Below are 15,507 nucleotides of genomic sequence, written 5' to 3'. Positions count from 1 at the left end.
GGCCCTGGCACCGGCCGACATCCGTCCGAGCGACTGCATTCAGGAAGCCGTACGGCCTCTCTCAATATTCAAACACTTGCACAAGTGTTGTGAATAGGTCAGCCTGGGAAGGGGGTGCATTCGGGATGACGGCCGAACGGCAGGGTCCAACTTCGACGGAAACCGAGGGGCTGAACACATGGGTGACGACAGGAAGATCAACGTCCGAACCGTATCGGCGGTCGCAGGCAGCGGCGCGGTCTTGGCTCTCTGCTGGCTCGGCGCGGGCATCGGTGGGCAGGGCACGCCGCTGGCGCTGCATTCGCCTCCACCACCGCCAACGGTGAACTCCGGGCCCATGACACTCGGGGCGACCACGACAACCGGGGTGGCGGCACCGGTCACCGCGGCCCCGATGAAAGCGCAACCGAAGATCACCGGCCCGGCGGCACTGCCGTCCGAGGAGGCGGGTCTGCCCTGAGCTCAGGGGGCGTGACGATGTGGTCGAGTCCTGGCGGCGCGGTCAGTCTTTCTTCGAGGGAATCACGATGACCACGATCAGGGTGATGATCGAAAAGAACAGGCCCAGGATTCCCCATCCGATGGCGCTACGCCCTTTGAACCCCGCGATGATCGCGCAGATAATCGCCGCGATGATGCTGCCGATCGCGACGAAGATGCCTTTGATCCCGCGCAGGATGAAACCTGCGGCCTCGGGCTGGGTTTGAGCAGCCAGTATCAGGTCGTGGATCATCGCGGCCTCCCAGGGTCGGTGCGATACGCGGGTGCGTCGCTAACCACCCTGATACCCGGCCGACCACGTCCTGAAACGCCCCGTTTTGTGTGCTGATGCCGTCGATGCGCTGGGGTGCAAGGGATCTGGGGCCCTACATCATTCGCCCCATACGCGCCTTGACGAGACGCATCTTTCGTCCGATGCCGAGCTGTTGCCCGCGCCCATAGCTTTGTCGGGACGCCGGGGAACCGGCACGACCGAAAGGGGTTCAGCAGTGAACATCAAGAAACTCGCCGCGGCGGCCGGCATCGCGGGAGCCGTGGGGATTGCCGCCTTCGGCCTCGACGCCGGCACCGCCGCAGCGGCACCCGCCCAACACTCGGGGACCTCGACAACCCACATCAACAAGCTGGGCACGACGTCTGGTTCGTCAAGCCATGCCAACGGTGCCCTGGGTAACGAGGAGAGCGGCGGTGGCGGGACGGCAGTGCCGCGCACCTTTTACCCCGAGATGCCCCACCAGGGCGGCTGATTCATGAACACGCTGGGTTGCGCAACTGATCCAGCGGGATGGCGTCACCCATGGCTTGGTAGCCCGCGAGGTTGAAATGCAGATGGTCTCCGCCGTCGTATTGCGGCGCGATGCGAGTCGGGTCGGCCGGGTCGCGGACGACCGCGTCGAAGTCGACGACGGCGTCCGCGGGGCTCTTGTCGCGGATCCAGGTGTTGACGGCCTGACGTTTGGCCTCGGCATCGGCGGGGACGCCCTCGGCGCCGCCCGCCGGCGTGATCGTGCCGAGCAGCACCCGCAGGCCGTGTGCGTGCATCCGCTCGATGAGCTGGCGGTACCCGCCGATCAACTCGTCGACTGTCGCGACGGGCGAGATGCTCAGGTCGTTGATTCCTTCGAGCAGGATCACCGTCGTGACGCCATCCTGGCTCAGCACGTCGGCGTCGAGGCGGCGGATCGCGGCGGGGCCGAAAACATCGCTGCCTTCGGTACTTCCGTCCTGCAACACCGCGTTCCCGGCGATGCCCATGTTGAGCACCGCCAGCGGCCGGTGCGCAGCGAGGAGTCGACGGGCCAGGACATCGGGCCACCGTCCGTCGACGTCGAGGCTGTCCTGTGCTTCGGTGTTCACGTCCGCCGGTTGCTGGAAGCCGTCGGTGATCGAGTCGCCCAGCGCCACTACGGCACCGGTGGAGCGCGGCGCGAGGACGTCGACACCCGTCACGAACGGCCTCGTGGTGGTGCGCTGAGTGAACGCGCCGCCGTCGACGTCGGTGGTGTGGTCACCGGCGTCTTCCGGTGTCAGATACGAGGTCTGGCGCGCCGTGTAGTGCTCGGTGGGCTTGCCGACATCGCCGGCCACGTAGACGCTGACCGCCAGCGGTTCGAACGCTTGAAAGGAGAATCCGACGGGGTCGCTGACCACATCGTGCCCGGGTGCAACGGTTACGTCCTGACCGCCGTTGAAGGTCAGCGCCTGCACGGTGTCCGGCACCAGGGCTGCCTCGGAGGCGCGATGCGCGATGGTGGCGTGAGCGAACGTCACCGGCACCGCGCCGAATCGGTTCGACAGCCGCACCCGAGCCGTGGATCCACCGTACGTCGGCGTCAGGATGGCCCGCGTGGTCTCATTGCGCACCGCGGACTTGGGATTCATCGACTGGTCGAACTGGTCGGTGTCGAACGAATCGGAGGTGTCGGTGCCACGCGAGGCGTCCGACGGCGCCGCCGCCCACACGCCGACCCAGCCCTGATCGGTGCACCGCGGCAGGGGTGCCGCAGCCGCAACGCCGGGACTGCCGACCAGCGCCGCCAAGCCGACCGCGGTGATCGAAAGGGCTTGGTGTACAAGAGAACAAGTAGTAGCCGCGCAGTGCGAGCCTGCGGTGGTGGTGCGTCGGTACGGTGTGTGATCCATGCCAGAGCCTCTCGCCGGTTGACGCGCATCGTAATTTGCCGGCTGCCATAGCGAGATCGGTATCGAAAAGGCGAAGGCAACCGCGTGGGCGACCGGGGAGTCCCAGATACTCGCGATTGCAAGGATCTGGGTGCCGCCGGATTTCACAGCAAATTAGCAGTTTAGTCAATTTAAGTGCGAAACGGATTTGCCGCAAAGCATCAAGACATACCATCCGGTGGCGAGTGGTCTGACTGTTCCGCGGAGTGACCCTGTGTCAACCCGGGCCGATCAAGCCGTCCCACCGTTTCACAGACGGGAGCCGTCATGGCTGAGGTGACGAAAGTAGGGGTGGCTGCGCAGACCGCCGACTCGTTCTGCGAGGACTGCGGCTATCAGCCGGAGCTCAAGCGAAGTTTGGGTGGATTTCAGGTGTTCGCGATCTCGTTCGCCTCCATGTCGGTGGCGATCGGGATCTTCAGTACCTACGACGACGTGCTGCGTAGTGCAGGCCCGGTGGGAATCTGGTTGTGGCCCATCGCTTTGGCCGGGCAGCTGCTGATCGCACTGGTGTATGCCCAGTTCGCGGCCCGCATCCCGCTGACCGGCTCGTCGTACCAGTGGGGCTCTCGGCTGGCCAGCCCGAAGATCGGCTGGGTGTACGGGTGGCTGTCGGTCTGCGGCGGTGGAATCACCGTCGCCGCGATCGATTCGGCGCTCGCCAACACCGCGTTCATGCCGCTTTTCGGCATTCCGCCGAATGAGAACACGGCACGGTTGATCACCCTTGCGGCACTCGCCGTCCAGGTCGTGATCGCGATCGCCTCGACCCGGATCATGAGCATGATCAACACGGCCGCAGTGGGACTGGAGTTCGTCATCGTCATCGCGCTGGGCATCGCACTTGTGGTTGTCATCATCGTCACCGGGACAGCTACGCCCGGTAACCTCACTTCACTCGGCGTCGCCGAACACACCGCGAACTACTTCGGCATCGGTGGCGGCTTGATGCTGGCCATGCTGATGGGCATGACCACCCTGCAGGGCTTCGAGGTCGGCGCGAATATGGCCGAGGAAGCCAAGGCGCCGTTCCGGAGCGTGCCCCGGGCGATCGTGGGATCGGTGGTCGCATCCGGATTGCTGGGCATGCTGTTTCTGATCGTGCTGACCATCTCGATCAAGGACATCCCTCGCGTCAGCGCCAGCGAGTCCTCGGTCGCATTGATCATCCACGACCGGCTGGGTCCGGTGGTGGAGCGGGTGCTGCTGGTCGGCATCATCTTCGCGTTCTTCGGCGGCGGTCTGGTCGTCATCGTGACGTGTGCCCGGATCGTGTTCGCGATGGCACGAGACGGGCGATTCCCCGGTCACCGGCTGATGCGACGGGTCAATTCCCGTACGCAGACGCCCATCCCGGCGACGATTCTGTACTTCGCCCTGGGTGTCCTGCTGATGGTGGTCCTGCCCGGGTCTGCGCTGCTGAAACTCATCCAGGCCGGGACTCTGAACGAGACGCTCCTCTACAGCATGACCATCCTGCTGTACCTGGCGGTACGCAAGCGGCTTGGCCGCCGAGAAGGCGCGTTCGACCTCGGACGCTTCGAGATGCCCGTCGCGGTCGGCGCGTTCGTCTGGTCTGTCCTGGTGATGTTCATGGTCATTGCGCCCTCTGACTCGCTGGCGCCGGTGTGGGTCATCGTGGGCCTGGTCGCCATCGGCGGGGCGTACCTCGCCTTCCTCTGGCGGGCCAAACCTGAAGTGCTCGCACACCAACCCGGAGATGACCTCTTCGACATCGATCACGCGGTGACCACATGAGCATCGACACAGAGCTGCCGGTCGTGGTGATCGGTGCCGGACCGCAGGGTCTGGCCGCCGCGGCACACTTGGTGCGGCGGGGTCTGGAACCCGTTGTGGTCGAGGCGGGCGACGGCCCGGGTGCGGCCATCGCGGAGTGGGGACACGTGCACACGTTCTCGCCGTGGCCCGAGCTGATCGACGACGCCGCGGCCGAACTGTTGGCTCCGACAGGCTGGACCGCGCCGACGTTCGGGTACCCGACTGGCCGCGGATGGATCGACAACTACCTGGTCCCGCTGGCGAATATCCTCGGCGAGCGGGTGCGGTACCGCCTGCGTGTCACGGGCGTGTCCCGGCAGGGGCATGATCGCGTCCTCACCCCGGGCCGCCACGACGCGCCGTTCGTCGTTCACCTCGTGGGGAAGGACGGAGCCGAAACGCGGTTGTGCGCCCGTGCCGTGATCGACGCATCCGGGACCTGGGGCCAGCCCAATCCCATCGGCTCCGACGGTATCTCGGCCGTCGGCGAACGCGCCGCGGCTGCAGCGGGTTTGGTGACCTATGTGCCACCGTCGCCCGAACAGGCCGCGTCGTGGGCGGGCGGCCACGTGGTGGTGGTGGGTAGCGGTCACTCGGCGATGACGGCGATCATCGGGCTGGCCGAGACGGTGCGCCAGGAGCCGACGACACGTGTGACCTGGGCGCTTCGTCGCGGCGGGGTGGGCGACGCGTTCGGCGGTCCTGCCGACACCGCGCTACCGGAACGGGGCGCGTTGTGCACGCGGGTCCATGCCGCGGCAGACGACGGATTGATCACCGTGATCACCGGGTTCCGCACCGAACGTATCGATGTGGACGGTGGCCAGGTCGTTCTCGTCGCCGAGGATGGGCGTGCGCTGCCTGCCGCCGACGTGATCGTGGGGCTCACCGGTTTTCGCCCGGACCTGTCGTTCCTCTCGGAACTGCGGTTGACGCTTGATCCCGTGTTGCAGGCACCGCTGAAACTCGCGGCTCAGATCGACCCCAATGTGCATACCTGTTCCAGCGTCCCACCGCATGGGGTTGTGGAACTGTCACATCCGGACGAACCCGGCGTCTATGTCGTCGGGATGAAGTCGTACGGACGTGCGCCGACGTTTCTGGCGCTCACGGGGTACGAGCAGGTCCGCAGCGTGACGGCGGAACTGGCGGGTGACTACGAAGCCGCCCGCCGCGTTGAGCTCGTGGTCGCCGGCACCTCGCTGCAGAGGCCCCTGCGTCAGTCCACGAACTCCGACTGAGTCTCGATGAAGTCCCAATCCTCCGCGGTCAGACCGTCGCCGGCCTTGTCCGGAGGCCCTCCGGCCTCGGCAATGTGTTGAGCCACCTGCGACGGTAGTTTTTGAGCACGCAGGTTCTCGCGCAGCCATTCCTTGCTGTCCAGGGGCAGATCCAACCACCACATGTTGATTTCCATAGCGTCACCACCTTCCGTCGAATCAACCGTAGGCCCGGCAGAGGGCACGCTACAAGGGGTGGGTAGGCGTGAATGACGTTGCGTGAACGAAAGACCGGGGTGCAGCGAGCCGCTGGTGATCAGGGGAGCGCAGCGAATCGGGATACCGCTTCCTCGATCGCCGTACGCATGGCGGGACTGCCGGTGTGACCGGAGTCCTCGATGATCTTGAGCTCGGCATCGGGCCACGCCTGGGCGAGTTCCCACGCCGTGAGCAGCGGCCCGGACAGATCGAGGCGCCCGTGGATGAGGACACCGGGAATCCCGCTGAGCCGATCCGCATTTCGCAGCAGTTGGTCGTCCTCCAACCAGGCGTTGTGGGCGAAGTAGTGGGCGCAGATCCGCACGAACGCCAGCTTCGCCGCATCCGCCTTGGCGCTGTACTGGCCTGGGTTGCCGTGCGTCTCGTGGGCGATCACGGCGTCCTCCCAGGCGCACCAGTCGTGCGCGGCTTGCTCGCGGACCACGTGGTCGGGGTGCTCCATGAGATGGCGATAGGCCTCGACGAGGTCGTCGTCGCGTTCGGGAGCGGGTACGCCGGCGCGGAAGCGTTCCCACTCCACGGGCAGAAGAAGGCGCAATCCGTGGTAAAGCCAGTCGATTTCGCGAGGCCGCGTCATCGTCACGCCGATGAGGATGATTCCGCTCACCCGCTCCGGATGGCGTTCGGCGTACGCCAGGATCAGCGTCGAAGCCCATGACCCGCCGTAGAGCAACCAGCGGGCCAGCCCCAGATGGCGTCGCAGCGCCTCCATGTCGGCGAGGAGGTGTTCGGTGGTGTTGTGAGCCATGTCGGTGGCCGGGTCCGCGGCGCTGGGCACGCTGTCTCCACATCCGCGCTGATCGAATGTGATGGTCCGAAACACCGTCGGGTCGAACATCTTGTGGGCAGTGCGGGACCGTCCACTGCCCGGTCCGCCGTGCACGATCAGCACGGGCTTTCCAGTGCGGAGTCCTCGGGTCTCCCAATACACGCGATTGTCGTCGCCGACGTCGAGCAGCCCCCAACGATCCGGATCCTGTTCAGCCCCAGCCACGACTGGCCACCGTAACGGACTTCGGCAAAATGGTCCGCCCGGCGCGCGCGAAGACTACGTGATGGACGCGATGGTGCGATCCGCCGCCGATGGGGACAGCAGATCGATGGCCGGGAGCAGGGCGCGCAGCACCGCCGCGTTGACTTCGACGGGCTGGTGGGTCACCGCGCGGACGATCCACCGGCCGCCCTCCTGCGCCGAGAGCGCGCCCGCACCGGTGTATTCGGCTGTCGGAGCGATCATTTCGGTACGGACCAGGGGAAAGTACACATTCGTCGCGCGGACGTTGGGATGTGGCCGCTCGGCGTTGAGGCTGCGGCCGAAGATCGCCAACGCACTCTTCGAAGCCGCGTACGCCGAGAAGCGCGGAAACGTGTTGGCATGCAGGGCCCAGGTGCAGACGTTGACGATCTGGCCGCTACCCCGTTCGATCATTCCGGGTAGCAGTCCCAGCGTGAGCTGTACCGGGGCAAGGTAGTTCAGTGTCATCGTCCGCTGGTAGTCGTGAAGCCGGTCGGAGGCGTCGACGATCCGGCGCCGGATGGACCGGCCGGCGTTGTTGACCAGTACATCGACGTGGTCGTCGGCGAGATCGTCGAGCAGCCGTGCGATCGCGGTTTCATCGGCAAGGTCGCACGTGCGCCACTCGCAGCCGGTCTCCGCGGCGAGGGAACGCAGCTCATCGGCGCGCCGTGCCACGCCGACGACGCGGGCGCCGCGCGCTCGCAGTTGCGTCGTCGCCTCCCGGCCGATGCCCGCGGATGCTCCCGTGACCACCACGGTCAGATCACGGACGTCGCGGCCCGGCCCTGAGAGGGCGGCCTCGACCCGGTCGGGTAACAGGGTGCGGCGCTGGACCAATTCCTCGATGGCGCGGCGAATGGACAACGTGTCCTCCTAACTCGCGGCGGATGCCGTACATCCGCTGATATTACCGCTAGGTCACTTCAGGGGAAACTGTGCCCGCGCCCGGCGCCACTCAAGTGATCCCTCGGTCCAGGCAGCCCTGGCAGGCATCGGTCGGGCTGCGCCGACGCTGGACACCTGTATCGATGCCTGGCCGGAGACCGCGACCGGGCGGCATGATGGGCACAGCGCCAATGGTGCGGACCCGAGTATCGGGAGGAGATCACGATGACCATTGCACTGTCGACAACCCTGCATTCCTCCTTCGCGGATGCGGTCGAGCGGACTCGAGAATCCCTGGCTGGTGAGGGATTCGGTGTCCTCACCGAAATCGATATGAAGGCGACGTTGAAGGCCAAGCTGGATGAGGACATGGAGGACTACCTGATCCTGGGAGCCTGCAACCCGGCCCTGGCGCATCAGGCTGTTTCTGTCGACCGCCAGATCGGATTGCTGCTGCCCTGCAACGTCGTTGTGCGCAGAGACCCGGACAGCGACGGCCTCGTTCATGTCGAGGCGATGAACCCTCAACTGCTCGTCCAGGTCACCGGCGAGCCCGCGCTCAAAGCCGTCGCCCATGAGGCCGCAGTGAAACTTCAGGCGGCGCTCGATCGCCTGACGGATTCTTGACGCATATGTGAAAGGGTTTGTACGCCAGCGGTTATCGGTCGACATCTGGTTGCCGAAGGGCCCCGTCGAGGGCTCGGTAGAGGTCGCCGAGCCGAGTCTGTCCGGCCTGTGGGGCCGGCATGCGGGTGACGACGTCACGGACGTGGGCAGTGGCATGGGCTGCCGCCCAGTCGATTTCGGTATCGGCCGCGGCGCTATCGCCGGCCAGTTCGCGGGCGCGCGCGGCATAGACGGCGGGAGCGAGCAGGTGCATGGTCTGTCGGGCGGCTGCGGTGGCGGTCAGGTCCAGGTGGGTATACGCAACGGCCACAGCCATTTGCGCCGCGCGAGCCGCGGCCTTGGCGCTCGGGTCGTCGACCTCGCCGCAGGCCTTCAGAGCGGCGAACGCCAGCTTGCGCATTCGCTTGTCTCGCTGCTGCCCGCCCCCGAACGCCCGCGCTCCGTCGATGGCGTCGCGGGTACGGGAGTCGCCCGGCAGCGCATTCTCGAAATACGGAAGAGCACGGTCGGCGCAGTCCGCCGCCCACAGGGATACGGGCCGAAGGTCGTCCACCGTTATCAAGGTCATGAGTGGGTACAAGTATCCCTGCGCCCGGTGACGTGACCACCGGAGCGGGTTTGCGTGCGCTGCCGAGTGGGTATCCGTGGTGGTCAGCGACGGGGTCGTCCGGGAGAGAGCGTTGGATACTTACGAAGCGGGACCGGGCTCGGAGAAGCGCTACAACGCGCAGATGCGGATGATCAGCCTCGCCGCGGGGATCCTGGTCGGCCTGCGTTGCCGGCGGTGGGAAGACGAAATCGTCGAACTGATCGAGGTGGCGCAAGGCTGCCGGATGTCTCCGTACGAACTGGCCAAGGCGCTGGTCGACCTGGCCTCCGGCGCGCAGGTGACGAGCGAGGCATACCGACTGCATCCGGCATTGCGGATCGTGCGTCGGCAGTGGGGTTACCTGCTCAACGCGTCCCCCGGCCGCACATCGGTCGCAGGCAAGCGGCACGCCTAGGGCCTATCAGGCTTTCGCTCGGCGCCTTCGCAGCGCCTGTTTTGGGATCTGCCGATCGGGTATGGAACAGCGGGCGCGCCGACAGCCCCGGCGCGACCGACCGAAATCACTGGAGGAGGAATCCGTGGCTGATGTAGCTATCAAGTCCCAAGCCGACGTGATCGACCTGTTGATCGGTCAGCACGAAAAGATCAAATCGCTGTTCGAGGCCGCTTTGGCCGGCTCTGGCAAGGAACGTGAATCGACTTTCCGTGATCTCCGGCGCCTGCTCGCGGTGCACGAGACCGCGGAAGAGGAAATCGTGCATCCTCGGGCCAAACACAAGGTGCCGCATGGCGACACGGTCGTCGAGGCGCGGCTGGAGGAAGAACACGAAGCCAAGAAAATCCTCGCGGAGCTGGAGGAACTCGACGTTGACAGCGCGGAGTTCGTCACAAAGCTGACGAAACTCCGTCAAGCGGTCATCGACCACGCGCAGCGCGAGGAAAAGGACGAATTCGCCAAACTCAGCACCGAACTGTCCGGAGCCGAGCTCGAACGAATGGGCCGTGCCGCGGAGTTGGCCGAAGCCATCGCGCCTACGAGGCCACACGCCGGTGTCGAATCTCAGATCGCCAATGTGATGGTGGGACCGTTCGCATCCATGCTCGACCGCGCTCGCGACGCCATCAGCGGGAAGGCCTGACCGGCGTCCCGCCGGCGCGGTCAGTCCTCAGATACCTTGCCGCGCCGGCGGTACCGCAGCACGGCGCAGACACCGCCGAGACCTTCGGTGGCCGGGTATCCGGATGGGCACGGCAACGATCGAGGAGAAAGGTGATGACCGAATTCAGCATTCCGGGAGTGACCGAATCGCCGAGCCGGCGGATCCGGGATCTCCTGCAGACCCAACTGAGCACCTACAACGACCTGCATCTCACCCTCAAGCACGTGCATTGGAATGTGGTAGGGCCCAATTTCATTGGCGTACACCAGATGATCGATCCGCAGGTCGAGCTGGTCCGGGCGTTTGCCGATGAAGTCGCCGAACGCATCGCTGCACTCGGGGCCGCGCCGCAGGGGACACCGGGCGCGATCTTGAAGGACCGCACGTGGGATGACTACTCGATCGGGCGGGACACAGCGCAGGCGCACCTGGCGGCGCTGGACCTGGTGTACACCGGTGTCATCGTCGACATCCGCCGTGCGATCGACGAGCTCGGCGAACTCGACGTCGTGTCGCAGGACGTCCTGATCGGGCACGCGGCCGAGTTGGAGAAATTCCAGTGGTTCATCCGGGCTCATCTCGAAACCGCTGACGGCCAGCTTATCGATCACGGGGCCGAGCCGGGACGGGCCGCCGAACGCGCCAAACATGGTCAGCCACCACGTGGTTGGTCGATTTGAGCGCCGAACCCGATATCAGTCGATCACCGCGCTGACGTCGAGGCGCGACAGTCGTCGCGGCTCGGCCAGCACGTCGATTTCGGTGATCCTGCCGCCGACGACGACAAAGCCCATGACCGCGGCCACCCGGTCCGCGGCGGTGATGACGGCACCGGCCGCGCCATTGACAGTGGCCGGGTGTACCGCACCGCCACCACGGGCATACAACCCGGCAAGACGTGCCACGGCCTCGGCTCCGTGCTCCGATCGGCGGTCGCCGGGCCCGAAGTCGCCGTGTAGCACCACATCGGGATGCAGCACGGCCAGCAACTGGGCGAAGTCGCCGTCGCGGGCGGCGGCGAAGAATGCGTCGACGACTGTGCGCTGGGCAGCTAGGTCGCCATCCGGCGACGCGTCAGCTGCCTGGATGCGTTGGCGTGCCCGGCTGGCCAGTTTGCGGGTGGCTTGCACCGACCGGTCGACAATCGGCGCGATGTCGTCGAATGGCACCGCGAACACGTCGTGCAGCACGAAGGCGAGACGCTCGGCGGGCGCGAGCGTGTCGAGGACGATGAACAGCGCCAATCCGACGGAATCGGCCAGCAGTGCCTGATGTTCGGGGTCGACATCGTCAGCCGCGTCGATCACCGGGTCGGGCAGTGTCGACAGGGATTCTCGCTGTTGCCGGACGTGGCGTGCCCGCAGGGTGTTCAAACAGATCCGAGCCACCACGGTGGTCAGCCAAGCGTCGATGTTGTGCACGGCAGCGGTGTCGGTGCCTTGCAACCGCAACCAGGCCTCCTGCACGGCGTCTTCTGCGTCGGCGAGCGAACCCAGCATGCGGTAGGCCACCGCGCGTAACTGCGGTCGAGCCCGTTCGAACGGCTCTGCCCAGTTGTCGGGCATGGCGTGGGACTCCTTTGCCGCTGTCATGGGCCGGACACCGACCGGCCGGTGGAGCCGCTGACGCGGCGGGATGGTGGACGCAACGCCCACGACGCGACGACGAGTGCGAGCGCGACGGCCAGGACTCCAAGCTCCTGCAGGTCCTTGCCCGTGGTCAAGTGCGAGACCATCGCGCCGGAGAACACGAAGAAGGCCCCGGCGTATGCCCACTCCTTGAGTACGGGATAGCCCGGCACCAGGACCGCGGCCCCGCCCAGCAGTTTCCAGGTTCCCAGGATCACCATCAGGTACGTCGGATATCCGAGGTCGACGACAACGTCGCGGGCCAGTGGGATGCGCAGGATGTCCCAGATGCCGCCGACGATCAGTTCGGCGGCGAGCAGGCCGGTCGTGATCCAGTAGGCGACCGCACGTGTGGACGTGCGGCGCAGTGTGGTGAGTGCAGTCATGTCGATGCCCTGTTCGGTGTGATCGGTGAATGTGCTTCTACTTGTTCGACACCTCAGGACCGGCATGTGTGACAGCCGCTCGCTGAGATGCACCGACCGGGGCGGTCTGCTACCGTACGTTCGGTAATACACTTGTAGAACCATTTGAATAAACGCACGGTTGTCGCGGGTCTGCCCGCGGCACCGCATCCATTCGGGCATCGGCGACACGACTCACCGCGGGCGGCCAATGACGTTGGGAGCACGCGGGTTCCGGCAGTGCCCGAGTGGATTCTCCAGTCCTGACTAGCTTCGAGGAGCACCGATGAGTGAGCTGGACGCGGTAGAGGTGTCGGGCGCCGGCCAGCCGGTAATACACCTCTCCCAGCTGTTGCGGGCGCCGCTGGTGAGCCGGTCCGGTGAGGCGGTCGGCAAGGTCGAGGACGTCATCGTCCGCCTGCGCGGGGCCGACACGTATCCCATGGTGACCGGCCTGGTCGTCGGAGTCGGCAGTCGCGCGGTATTCGTCGGAACAGACGCAGTCGAGGAGTTGGCGCCGGGGCGAGTTGTACTCGCCAAGAACAAGATCAACCTTCGCGGTTTCGAACGCCGTGACGGCGAGGTGCTGCTGCAGGCGGACGTGCTCGATCACCGGCTGATCGATGTGGCAGCCGCCGACCTGGTCCGTGCCTACGACGTCGAACTGGAGAGCTCCGGCGAGGGGTGGGTGCTGACCCGGGTCGACACCCGTCGCCCTGCGCGGTTCTTCGGTCTCATCAAGGGGTCGGGCGGGCATGCGGCCCGGGACTGGAAAGCGTTCGAGCCCTTGATCGGCCATCATCGCTCGGTCGCCGTACGTCGGATCTCCGGCCGGGTCGGAAACCTCAAGCCGGCTCAGATTGCCGACCTCATCGAGGACGCCGATCGGGCCGAGAGCGGGGAGATCCTCGAGCGGGTGCGCAGTGATCCGGAGCTGGAAGCCGACGTCTTCGAGGAGTTGGATCCGGACAAGGCCAGCCGCCTGCTGGGGGACATGTCCGACGCCGACGTCGCCACGCTGCTGGGTCGCATGCGCGCCGACGATGCCGCCGACACCATCGCGGATCTCAAGCAGTCACGCCGGCGGCACGTGCTGGACCTCATGCCTGCTCCGCATCGCACCAAAGTGCTGACGTTGATGGGCTTCAGCCCCGACAGCGCGGGCGGGTTGATGAACGTCGACTACGTCTCGTGCGCGCGTACCACCACCGCAGCCGAGGCGCTCGCCTCGATCGGTGCCGCCACGACCATCCAGCCCGAGGCGCTGCTGAAAGTCCATGTGCTGGAACAGGATCAGCACCTGGCAGGAGTTGTTTCGGTGATCGCGCTGCTGCAGGTCGCGCCGGCGACGGCGGTCACCGAGGTGATGGACGCCGATCCCGTCCGGGTCAACGCCGACGCGGACCTCACCGATGTCGCGCTGCTGATGGCCGATTACAACCTCTATCTGGTTCCCGTTGTCGACGACAACGACCGCGTGCTGGGCGTCGTCACGGTCGACGATGTGCTCGAAGCGACCATTCCCGAGGATTGGCGGCGCCGAGAACCGGCTGCGCGTCCGGTGCGCGATGCCGGCGACCAGAGCCCGACGGTCACCGGAGCCCACGACTAGTGACGACCAACAACACGCCGCACACCGCGGTGCTCGACTCGGCGCACCTCGGCGATATCGAGGGCGCATTCGGGCGCATCAACGTCAACGATCCCGACCGGCCCCGCACCCTGCGCACCCGACTGCTCACCCTGCTGGCCATCGTCGGCCCGGGCCTCATCGTCATGGTCGGCGACAACGACGCCGGCGGTGTGGCCACCTACGCGCAAGCCGGTCAGAACTACGGCTACAGCCTGCTGTGGGTCCTGTTGCTGCTCATTCCTGTGCTCATCGTCAACCAGGAGATGGTCGTGCGGCTCGGCGCGGTCACCGGAGTCGGGCACGCGCGCCTGATCAACGAACGCTTCGGCCGCGGATGGGGCTGGTTCTCGGTCGGCGATCTGTTCCTGCTGAACTTTCTCACGCTGGTCACCGAATTCATCGGGATCAGCCTGGCCGCCGACTACATCGGGCTGTCCAAATACATCGTCGTGCCGACGTCGGCCGTCGCGCTCATCGCGATCATGGCGACCGGCAGCTTCCGGCGTTGGGAGCGGATGATGTTCGTCTTCATCGCGATCACCCTGTTGCAGATCCCGATGCTGCTCATGTCGGACCCGCAGTGGGGACGGGCGGCGAAATCCTTTGTGGTTCCCCATATCTCCGGCGGGATAAGTTCCGACGCGGTGTTGCTGATCATCGCCATCGTCGGCACCACCGTCGCGCCGTGGCAACTGTTCTTCCAGCAGTCCAACATCGTCGACAAGCGGATCACGCCGAGGTTCATCTCCTACGAGCGGGTCGACACGGCCTTGGGCGCGGTCGTCGTCGTCCTCGGCGCCGCGGCGCTTGTGATGACCGGTGACTGGGCCGGGCGATCCGCCGGCGCGATCGGCAGTTTCCTCGACGCGGGCGACATCGCTCACCTTCTCGGCCAGAGCAGTTCGATTCTCGGCGGCCTGTTCGCGATCGTGCTGCTCGACGCTTCGATCGTCGGCGCCGCGGCGGTGACGCTGTCGGCGAGCTACGCCTTTGGTGATGTGTTCGGGCTCAAGCATTCCCTGCACCGCGGCTTCTCCGACGCCAAGCCGTTCTACCTGTCCTATACCGCGATGGTGGCACTGGCGGCGATCATTGTGCTGATCCCGGGTGCGCCGCTCGGCCTGATCACCACCGCCGTGCAGGCACTGGCGGGGCTGCTGCTACCGAGCGCCAGCGTGTTCCTGCTGCTCCTGTGCAACGACCGGGAAGTGTTGGGGCCGTGGGTAAACCGTCCGTGGCTCAACGGTGTTGCGGCGGTGATCGTCGGGACATTGTTGTTGCTGTCGGGCATCTTGATGGCCACCACGCTGTTCCCGAATGTCGACGTGGTCTCGGTCGCGGAGTACCTGGGGCTGGCATTGGTTGTGTTCGGAGTGAGTGCCACCGTGGTGTTGCGGTGGATGTCACGGCGCCATGGGCGGCCATTGGAGCGGGAGGCGCTCATCGGCAAGCTGGCCGGTGCCGACAAGAGCACCTGGCGCATGCCGCCGTTGACCTTGCTGGAGCCGGTGAAGTGGTCGCCGGGGACGCGGTTGGGCATGATCGCACTGCGCAGCTACCTGGTGATCGGAGCAGTCCTGTTGATCGTCAAGGCGGTTCAGCTCACGCACTGACGTGTGACGGCCGGGAACACGTGCTGCGG

The 15,507-nt window shown here is 66.0% G+C and carries 18 protein-coding genes; 10 read left to right on the top strand and 8 right to left on the bottom strand.

Features of this window, described 5'->3' with window-relative positions:
- Positions 1-178: 178 nt before the first annotated feature.
- Positions 179-460 carry a hypothetical protein gene (locus BTO20_RS25320; RefSeq protein WP_087078791.1) on the top strand — a complete coding sequence of 94 codons (282 nt, stop codon included), beginning with the start codon at positions 179-181 and terminating at the stop codon, positions 458-460.
- 42 nt (positions 461-502) lie between these two features.
- Here BTO20_RS25320 and BTO20_RS25315 read toward each other — a convergent pair whose 3' ends face one another.
- A complete protein-coding gene (locus BTO20_RS25315) occupies positions 503-733 on the bottom strand; it encodes a deoxyribodipyrimidine photolyase (protein WP_087078790.1) in 231 nt (76 codons plus the stop codon).
- A 256-nt stretch (positions 734-989) separates the two neighbouring features.
- Between BTO20_RS25315 and BTO20_RS25310 the strand changes: the two genes are divergently transcribed.
- Positions 990-1,247 carry a hypothetical protein gene (locus BTO20_RS25310; protein ID WP_087078789.1) on the top strand — a complete coding sequence of 86 codons (258 nt, stop codon included), beginning with the start codon at positions 990-992 and terminating at the stop codon, positions 1,245-1,247.
- A gap of 1 nt (position 1,248) precedes the next feature.
- On the opposite strand, the gene BTO20_RS25305 is transcribed toward BTO20_RS25310, so the two are convergent.
- Positions 1,249-2,643: an SGNH/GDSL hydrolase family protein gene (locus BTO20_RS25305; RefSeq protein WP_087078788.1), complete on the bottom strand. Its 1,395-nt coding sequence runs from the start codon at positions 2,641-2,643 to the stop codon at positions 1,249-1,251.
- Positions 2,644-2,949: 306 nt separating this feature from the next.
- Between BTO20_RS25305 and BTO20_RS25300 the strand changes: the two genes are divergently transcribed.
- Both BTO20_RS25300 and BTO20_RS25295 read left to right on the top strand, forming a co-directional pair.
- The gene (locus BTO20_RS25300) at positions 2,950-4,440 is read left to right on the top strand and encodes an APC family permease (protein ID WP_087078787.1); all 1,491 of its coding nucleotides are present in this window, start codon (positions 2,950-2,952) and stop codon (positions 4,438-4,440) included.
- 2 nt (positions 4,441-4,442) lie between these two features.
- Positions 4,443-5,702, top strand: a complete 1,260-nt coding sequence (locus tag BTO20_RS25295) for an FAD-dependent oxidoreductase (protein WP_198344568.1) — start codon at positions 4,443-4,445, stop codon at positions 5,700-5,702.
- Here BTO20_RS25295 and BTO20_RS25290 read toward each other — a convergent pair.
- The 3 genes from BTO20_RS25290 to BTO20_RS25280 all read right to left on the bottom strand — a co-directional run bounded on the left by BTO20_RS25290 (position 5,681) and on the right by BTO20_RS25280 (position 7,842).
- Positions 5,681-5,878: a hypothetical protein gene (locus BTO20_RS25290; RefSeq protein WP_087078785.1), complete on the bottom strand. Its 198-nt coding sequence runs from the start codon at positions 5,876-5,878 to the stop codon at positions 5,681-5,683. The two genes, BTO20_RS25295 and BTO20_RS25290, sit on opposite strands and share 22 nt — an antisense overlap.
- Before the next feature lie 119 nt (positions 5,879-5,997).
- Positions 5,998-6,954 carry a prolyl aminopeptidase gene (pip, locus tag BTO20_RS25285; RefSeq protein WP_087078784.1) on the bottom strand — a complete coding sequence of 319 codons (957 nt, stop codon included), beginning with the start codon at positions 6,952-6,954 and terminating at the stop codon, positions 5,998-6,000.
- A gap of 54 nt (positions 6,955-7,008) precedes the next feature.
- Positions 7,009-7,842, bottom strand: a complete 834-nt coding sequence (locus tag BTO20_RS25280; RefSeq protein WP_087078783.1) for an SDR family NAD(P)-dependent oxidoreductase — start codon at positions 7,840-7,842, stop codon at positions 7,009-7,011.
- A 246-nt stretch (positions 7,843-8,088) separates the two neighbouring features.
- On the opposite strand from BTO20_RS25280, the gene BTO20_RS25275 reads away from it, so the two are divergent.
- Complete coding sequence (locus BTO20_RS25275) at positions 8,089-8,490, top strand: DUF302 domain-containing protein (RefSeq protein ID WP_087078782.1); 402 nt, start codon at positions 8,089-8,091, stop codon at positions 8,488-8,490.
- Positions 8,491-8,521: 31 nt separating this feature from the next.
- Here the strand turns inward: BTO20_RS25275 and BTO20_RS25270 are convergent, their stop codons facing one another.
- Positions 8,522-9,058 carry a putative immunity protein gene (locus tag BTO20_RS25270; protein ID WP_087078781.1) on the bottom strand — a complete coding sequence of 179 codons (537 nt, stop codon included), beginning with the start codon at positions 9,056-9,058 and terminating at the stop codon, positions 8,522-8,524.
- A 112-nt stretch (positions 9,059-9,170) separates the two neighbouring features.
- Between BTO20_RS25270 and BTO20_RS25265 the strand changes: the two genes are divergently transcribed.
- From BTO20_RS25265 to BTO20_RS25255, 3 genes are all read left to right on the top strand, one after another.
- Complete coding sequence (locus BTO20_RS25265; protein ID WP_232490845.1) at positions 9,171-9,494, top strand: hypothetical protein; 324 nt, start codon at positions 9,171-9,173, stop codon at positions 9,492-9,494.
- Between the two features lie 124 nt (positions 9,495-9,618).
- Positions 9,619-10,179 carry a hemerythrin domain-containing protein gene (locus BTO20_RS25260; RefSeq protein ID WP_198344060.1) on the top strand — a complete coding sequence of 187 codons (561 nt, stop codon included), beginning with the start codon at positions 9,619-9,621 and terminating at the stop codon, positions 10,177-10,179.
- A gap of 134 nt (positions 10,180-10,313) precedes the next feature.
- Positions 10,314-10,880 (top strand): Dps family protein, encoded by a 567-nt coding sequence (locus tag BTO20_RS25255; protein WP_087078779.1) that lies wholly within the window; start codon positions 10,314-10,316, stop codon positions 10,878-10,880.
- Positions 10,881-10,895: 15 nt separating this feature from the next.
- Here BTO20_RS25255 and BTO20_RS25250 read toward each other — a convergent pair whose 3' ends face one another.
- Both BTO20_RS25250 and BTO20_RS25245 read right to left on the bottom strand, forming a co-directional pair.
- Positions 10,896-11,765: a sigma-70 family RNA polymerase sigma factor gene (locus BTO20_RS25250; RefSeq protein ID WP_087078778.1), complete on the bottom strand. Its 870-nt coding sequence runs from the start codon at positions 11,763-11,765 to the stop codon at positions 10,896-10,898.
- A 23-nt stretch (positions 11,766-11,788) separates the two neighbouring features.
- A complete protein-coding gene (locus tag BTO20_RS25245) occupies positions 11,789-12,214 on the bottom strand; it encodes a DoxX family protein (protein WP_087078777.1) in 426 nt (141 codons plus the stop codon).
- 304 nt (positions 12,215-12,518) lie between these two features.
- Here BTO20_RS25245 and BTO20_RS25240 point away from each other — a divergent pair, with 304 nt between their 5' ends.
- Positions 12,519-13,844 carry a magnesium transporter MgtE N-terminal domain-containing protein gene (locus BTO20_RS25240; protein WP_198344059.1) on the top strand — a complete coding sequence of 442 codons (1,326 nt, stop codon included), beginning with the start codon at positions 12,519-12,521 and terminating at the stop codon, positions 13,842-13,844.
- Positions 13,844-15,478 (top strand): NRAMP family divalent metal transporter, encoded by a 1,635-nt coding sequence (locus BTO20_RS25235; RefSeq protein ID WP_232490844.1) that lies wholly within the window; start codon positions 13,844-13,846, stop codon positions 15,476-15,478. The genes BTO20_RS25240 and BTO20_RS25235 overlap by 1 nt, the downstream gene beginning before the upstream one ends.
- The last annotated feature ends 29 nt before the right edge of the window (positions 15,479-15,507 follow it).

It is taken from the genome of Mycobacterium dioxanotrophicus (genome assembly GCF_002157835.1).
GTDB lineage: Bacteria > Actinomycetota > Actinomycetes > Mycobacteriales > Mycobacteriaceae > Mycobacterium > Mycobacterium dioxanotrophicus.
This window is presented reverse-complemented; position numbering and strand designations above follow the sequence as displayed.

Excerpts from the sequence above, each read along its gene's own strand:
- BTO20_RS25320 (WP_087078791.1), top strand. The coding sequence starts at position 179 with ATGGGTGACGACAGGAAGATCAACGTCCGAACCGTATCGGCGGTCGCA.
- BTO20_RS25315 (WP_087078790.1), bottom strand. The coding sequence starts at position 733 with ATGATCCACGACCTGATACTGGCTGCTCAAACCCAGCCCGAGGCCGCA.
- BTO20_RS25305 (WP_087078788.1), bottom strand. The coding sequence starts at position 2,643 with ATGGATCACACACCGTACCGACGCACCACCACCGCAGGCTCGCACTGC.
- BTO20_RS25300 (WP_087078787.1), top strand. The coding sequence starts at position 2,950 with ATGGCTGAGGTGACGAAAGTAGGGGTGGCTGCGCAGACCGCCGACTCG.
- BTO20_RS25290 (WP_087078785.1), bottom strand. The coding sequence starts at position 5,878 with ATGGAAATCAACATGTGGTGGTTGGATCTGCCCCTGGACAGCAAGGAA.
- BTO20_RS25275 (WP_087078782.1), top strand. The coding sequence starts at position 8,089 with ATGACCATTGCACTGTCGACAACCCTGCATTCCTCCTTCGCGGATGCG.
- BTO20_RS25270 (WP_087078781.1), bottom strand. The coding sequence starts at position 9,058 with ATGACCTTGATAACGGTGGACGACCTTCGGCCCGTATCCCTGTGGGCG.
- BTO20_RS25255 (WP_087078779.1), top strand. The coding sequence starts at position 10,314 with ATGACCGAATTCAGCATTCCGGGAGTGACCGAATCGCCGAGCCGGCGG.
- BTO20_RS25250 (WP_087078778.1), bottom strand. The coding sequence starts at position 11,765 with ATGCCCGACAACTGGGCAGAGCCGTTCGAACGGGCTCGACCGCAGTTA.
- BTO20_RS25245 (WP_087078777.1), bottom strand. The coding sequence starts at position 12,214 with ATGACTGCACTCACCACACTGCGCCGCACGTCCACACGTGCGGTCGCC.
- BTO20_RS25240 (WP_198344059.1), top strand. The coding sequence starts at position 12,519 with ATGAGTGAGCTGGACGCGGTAGAGGTGTCGGGCGCCGGCCAGCCGGTA.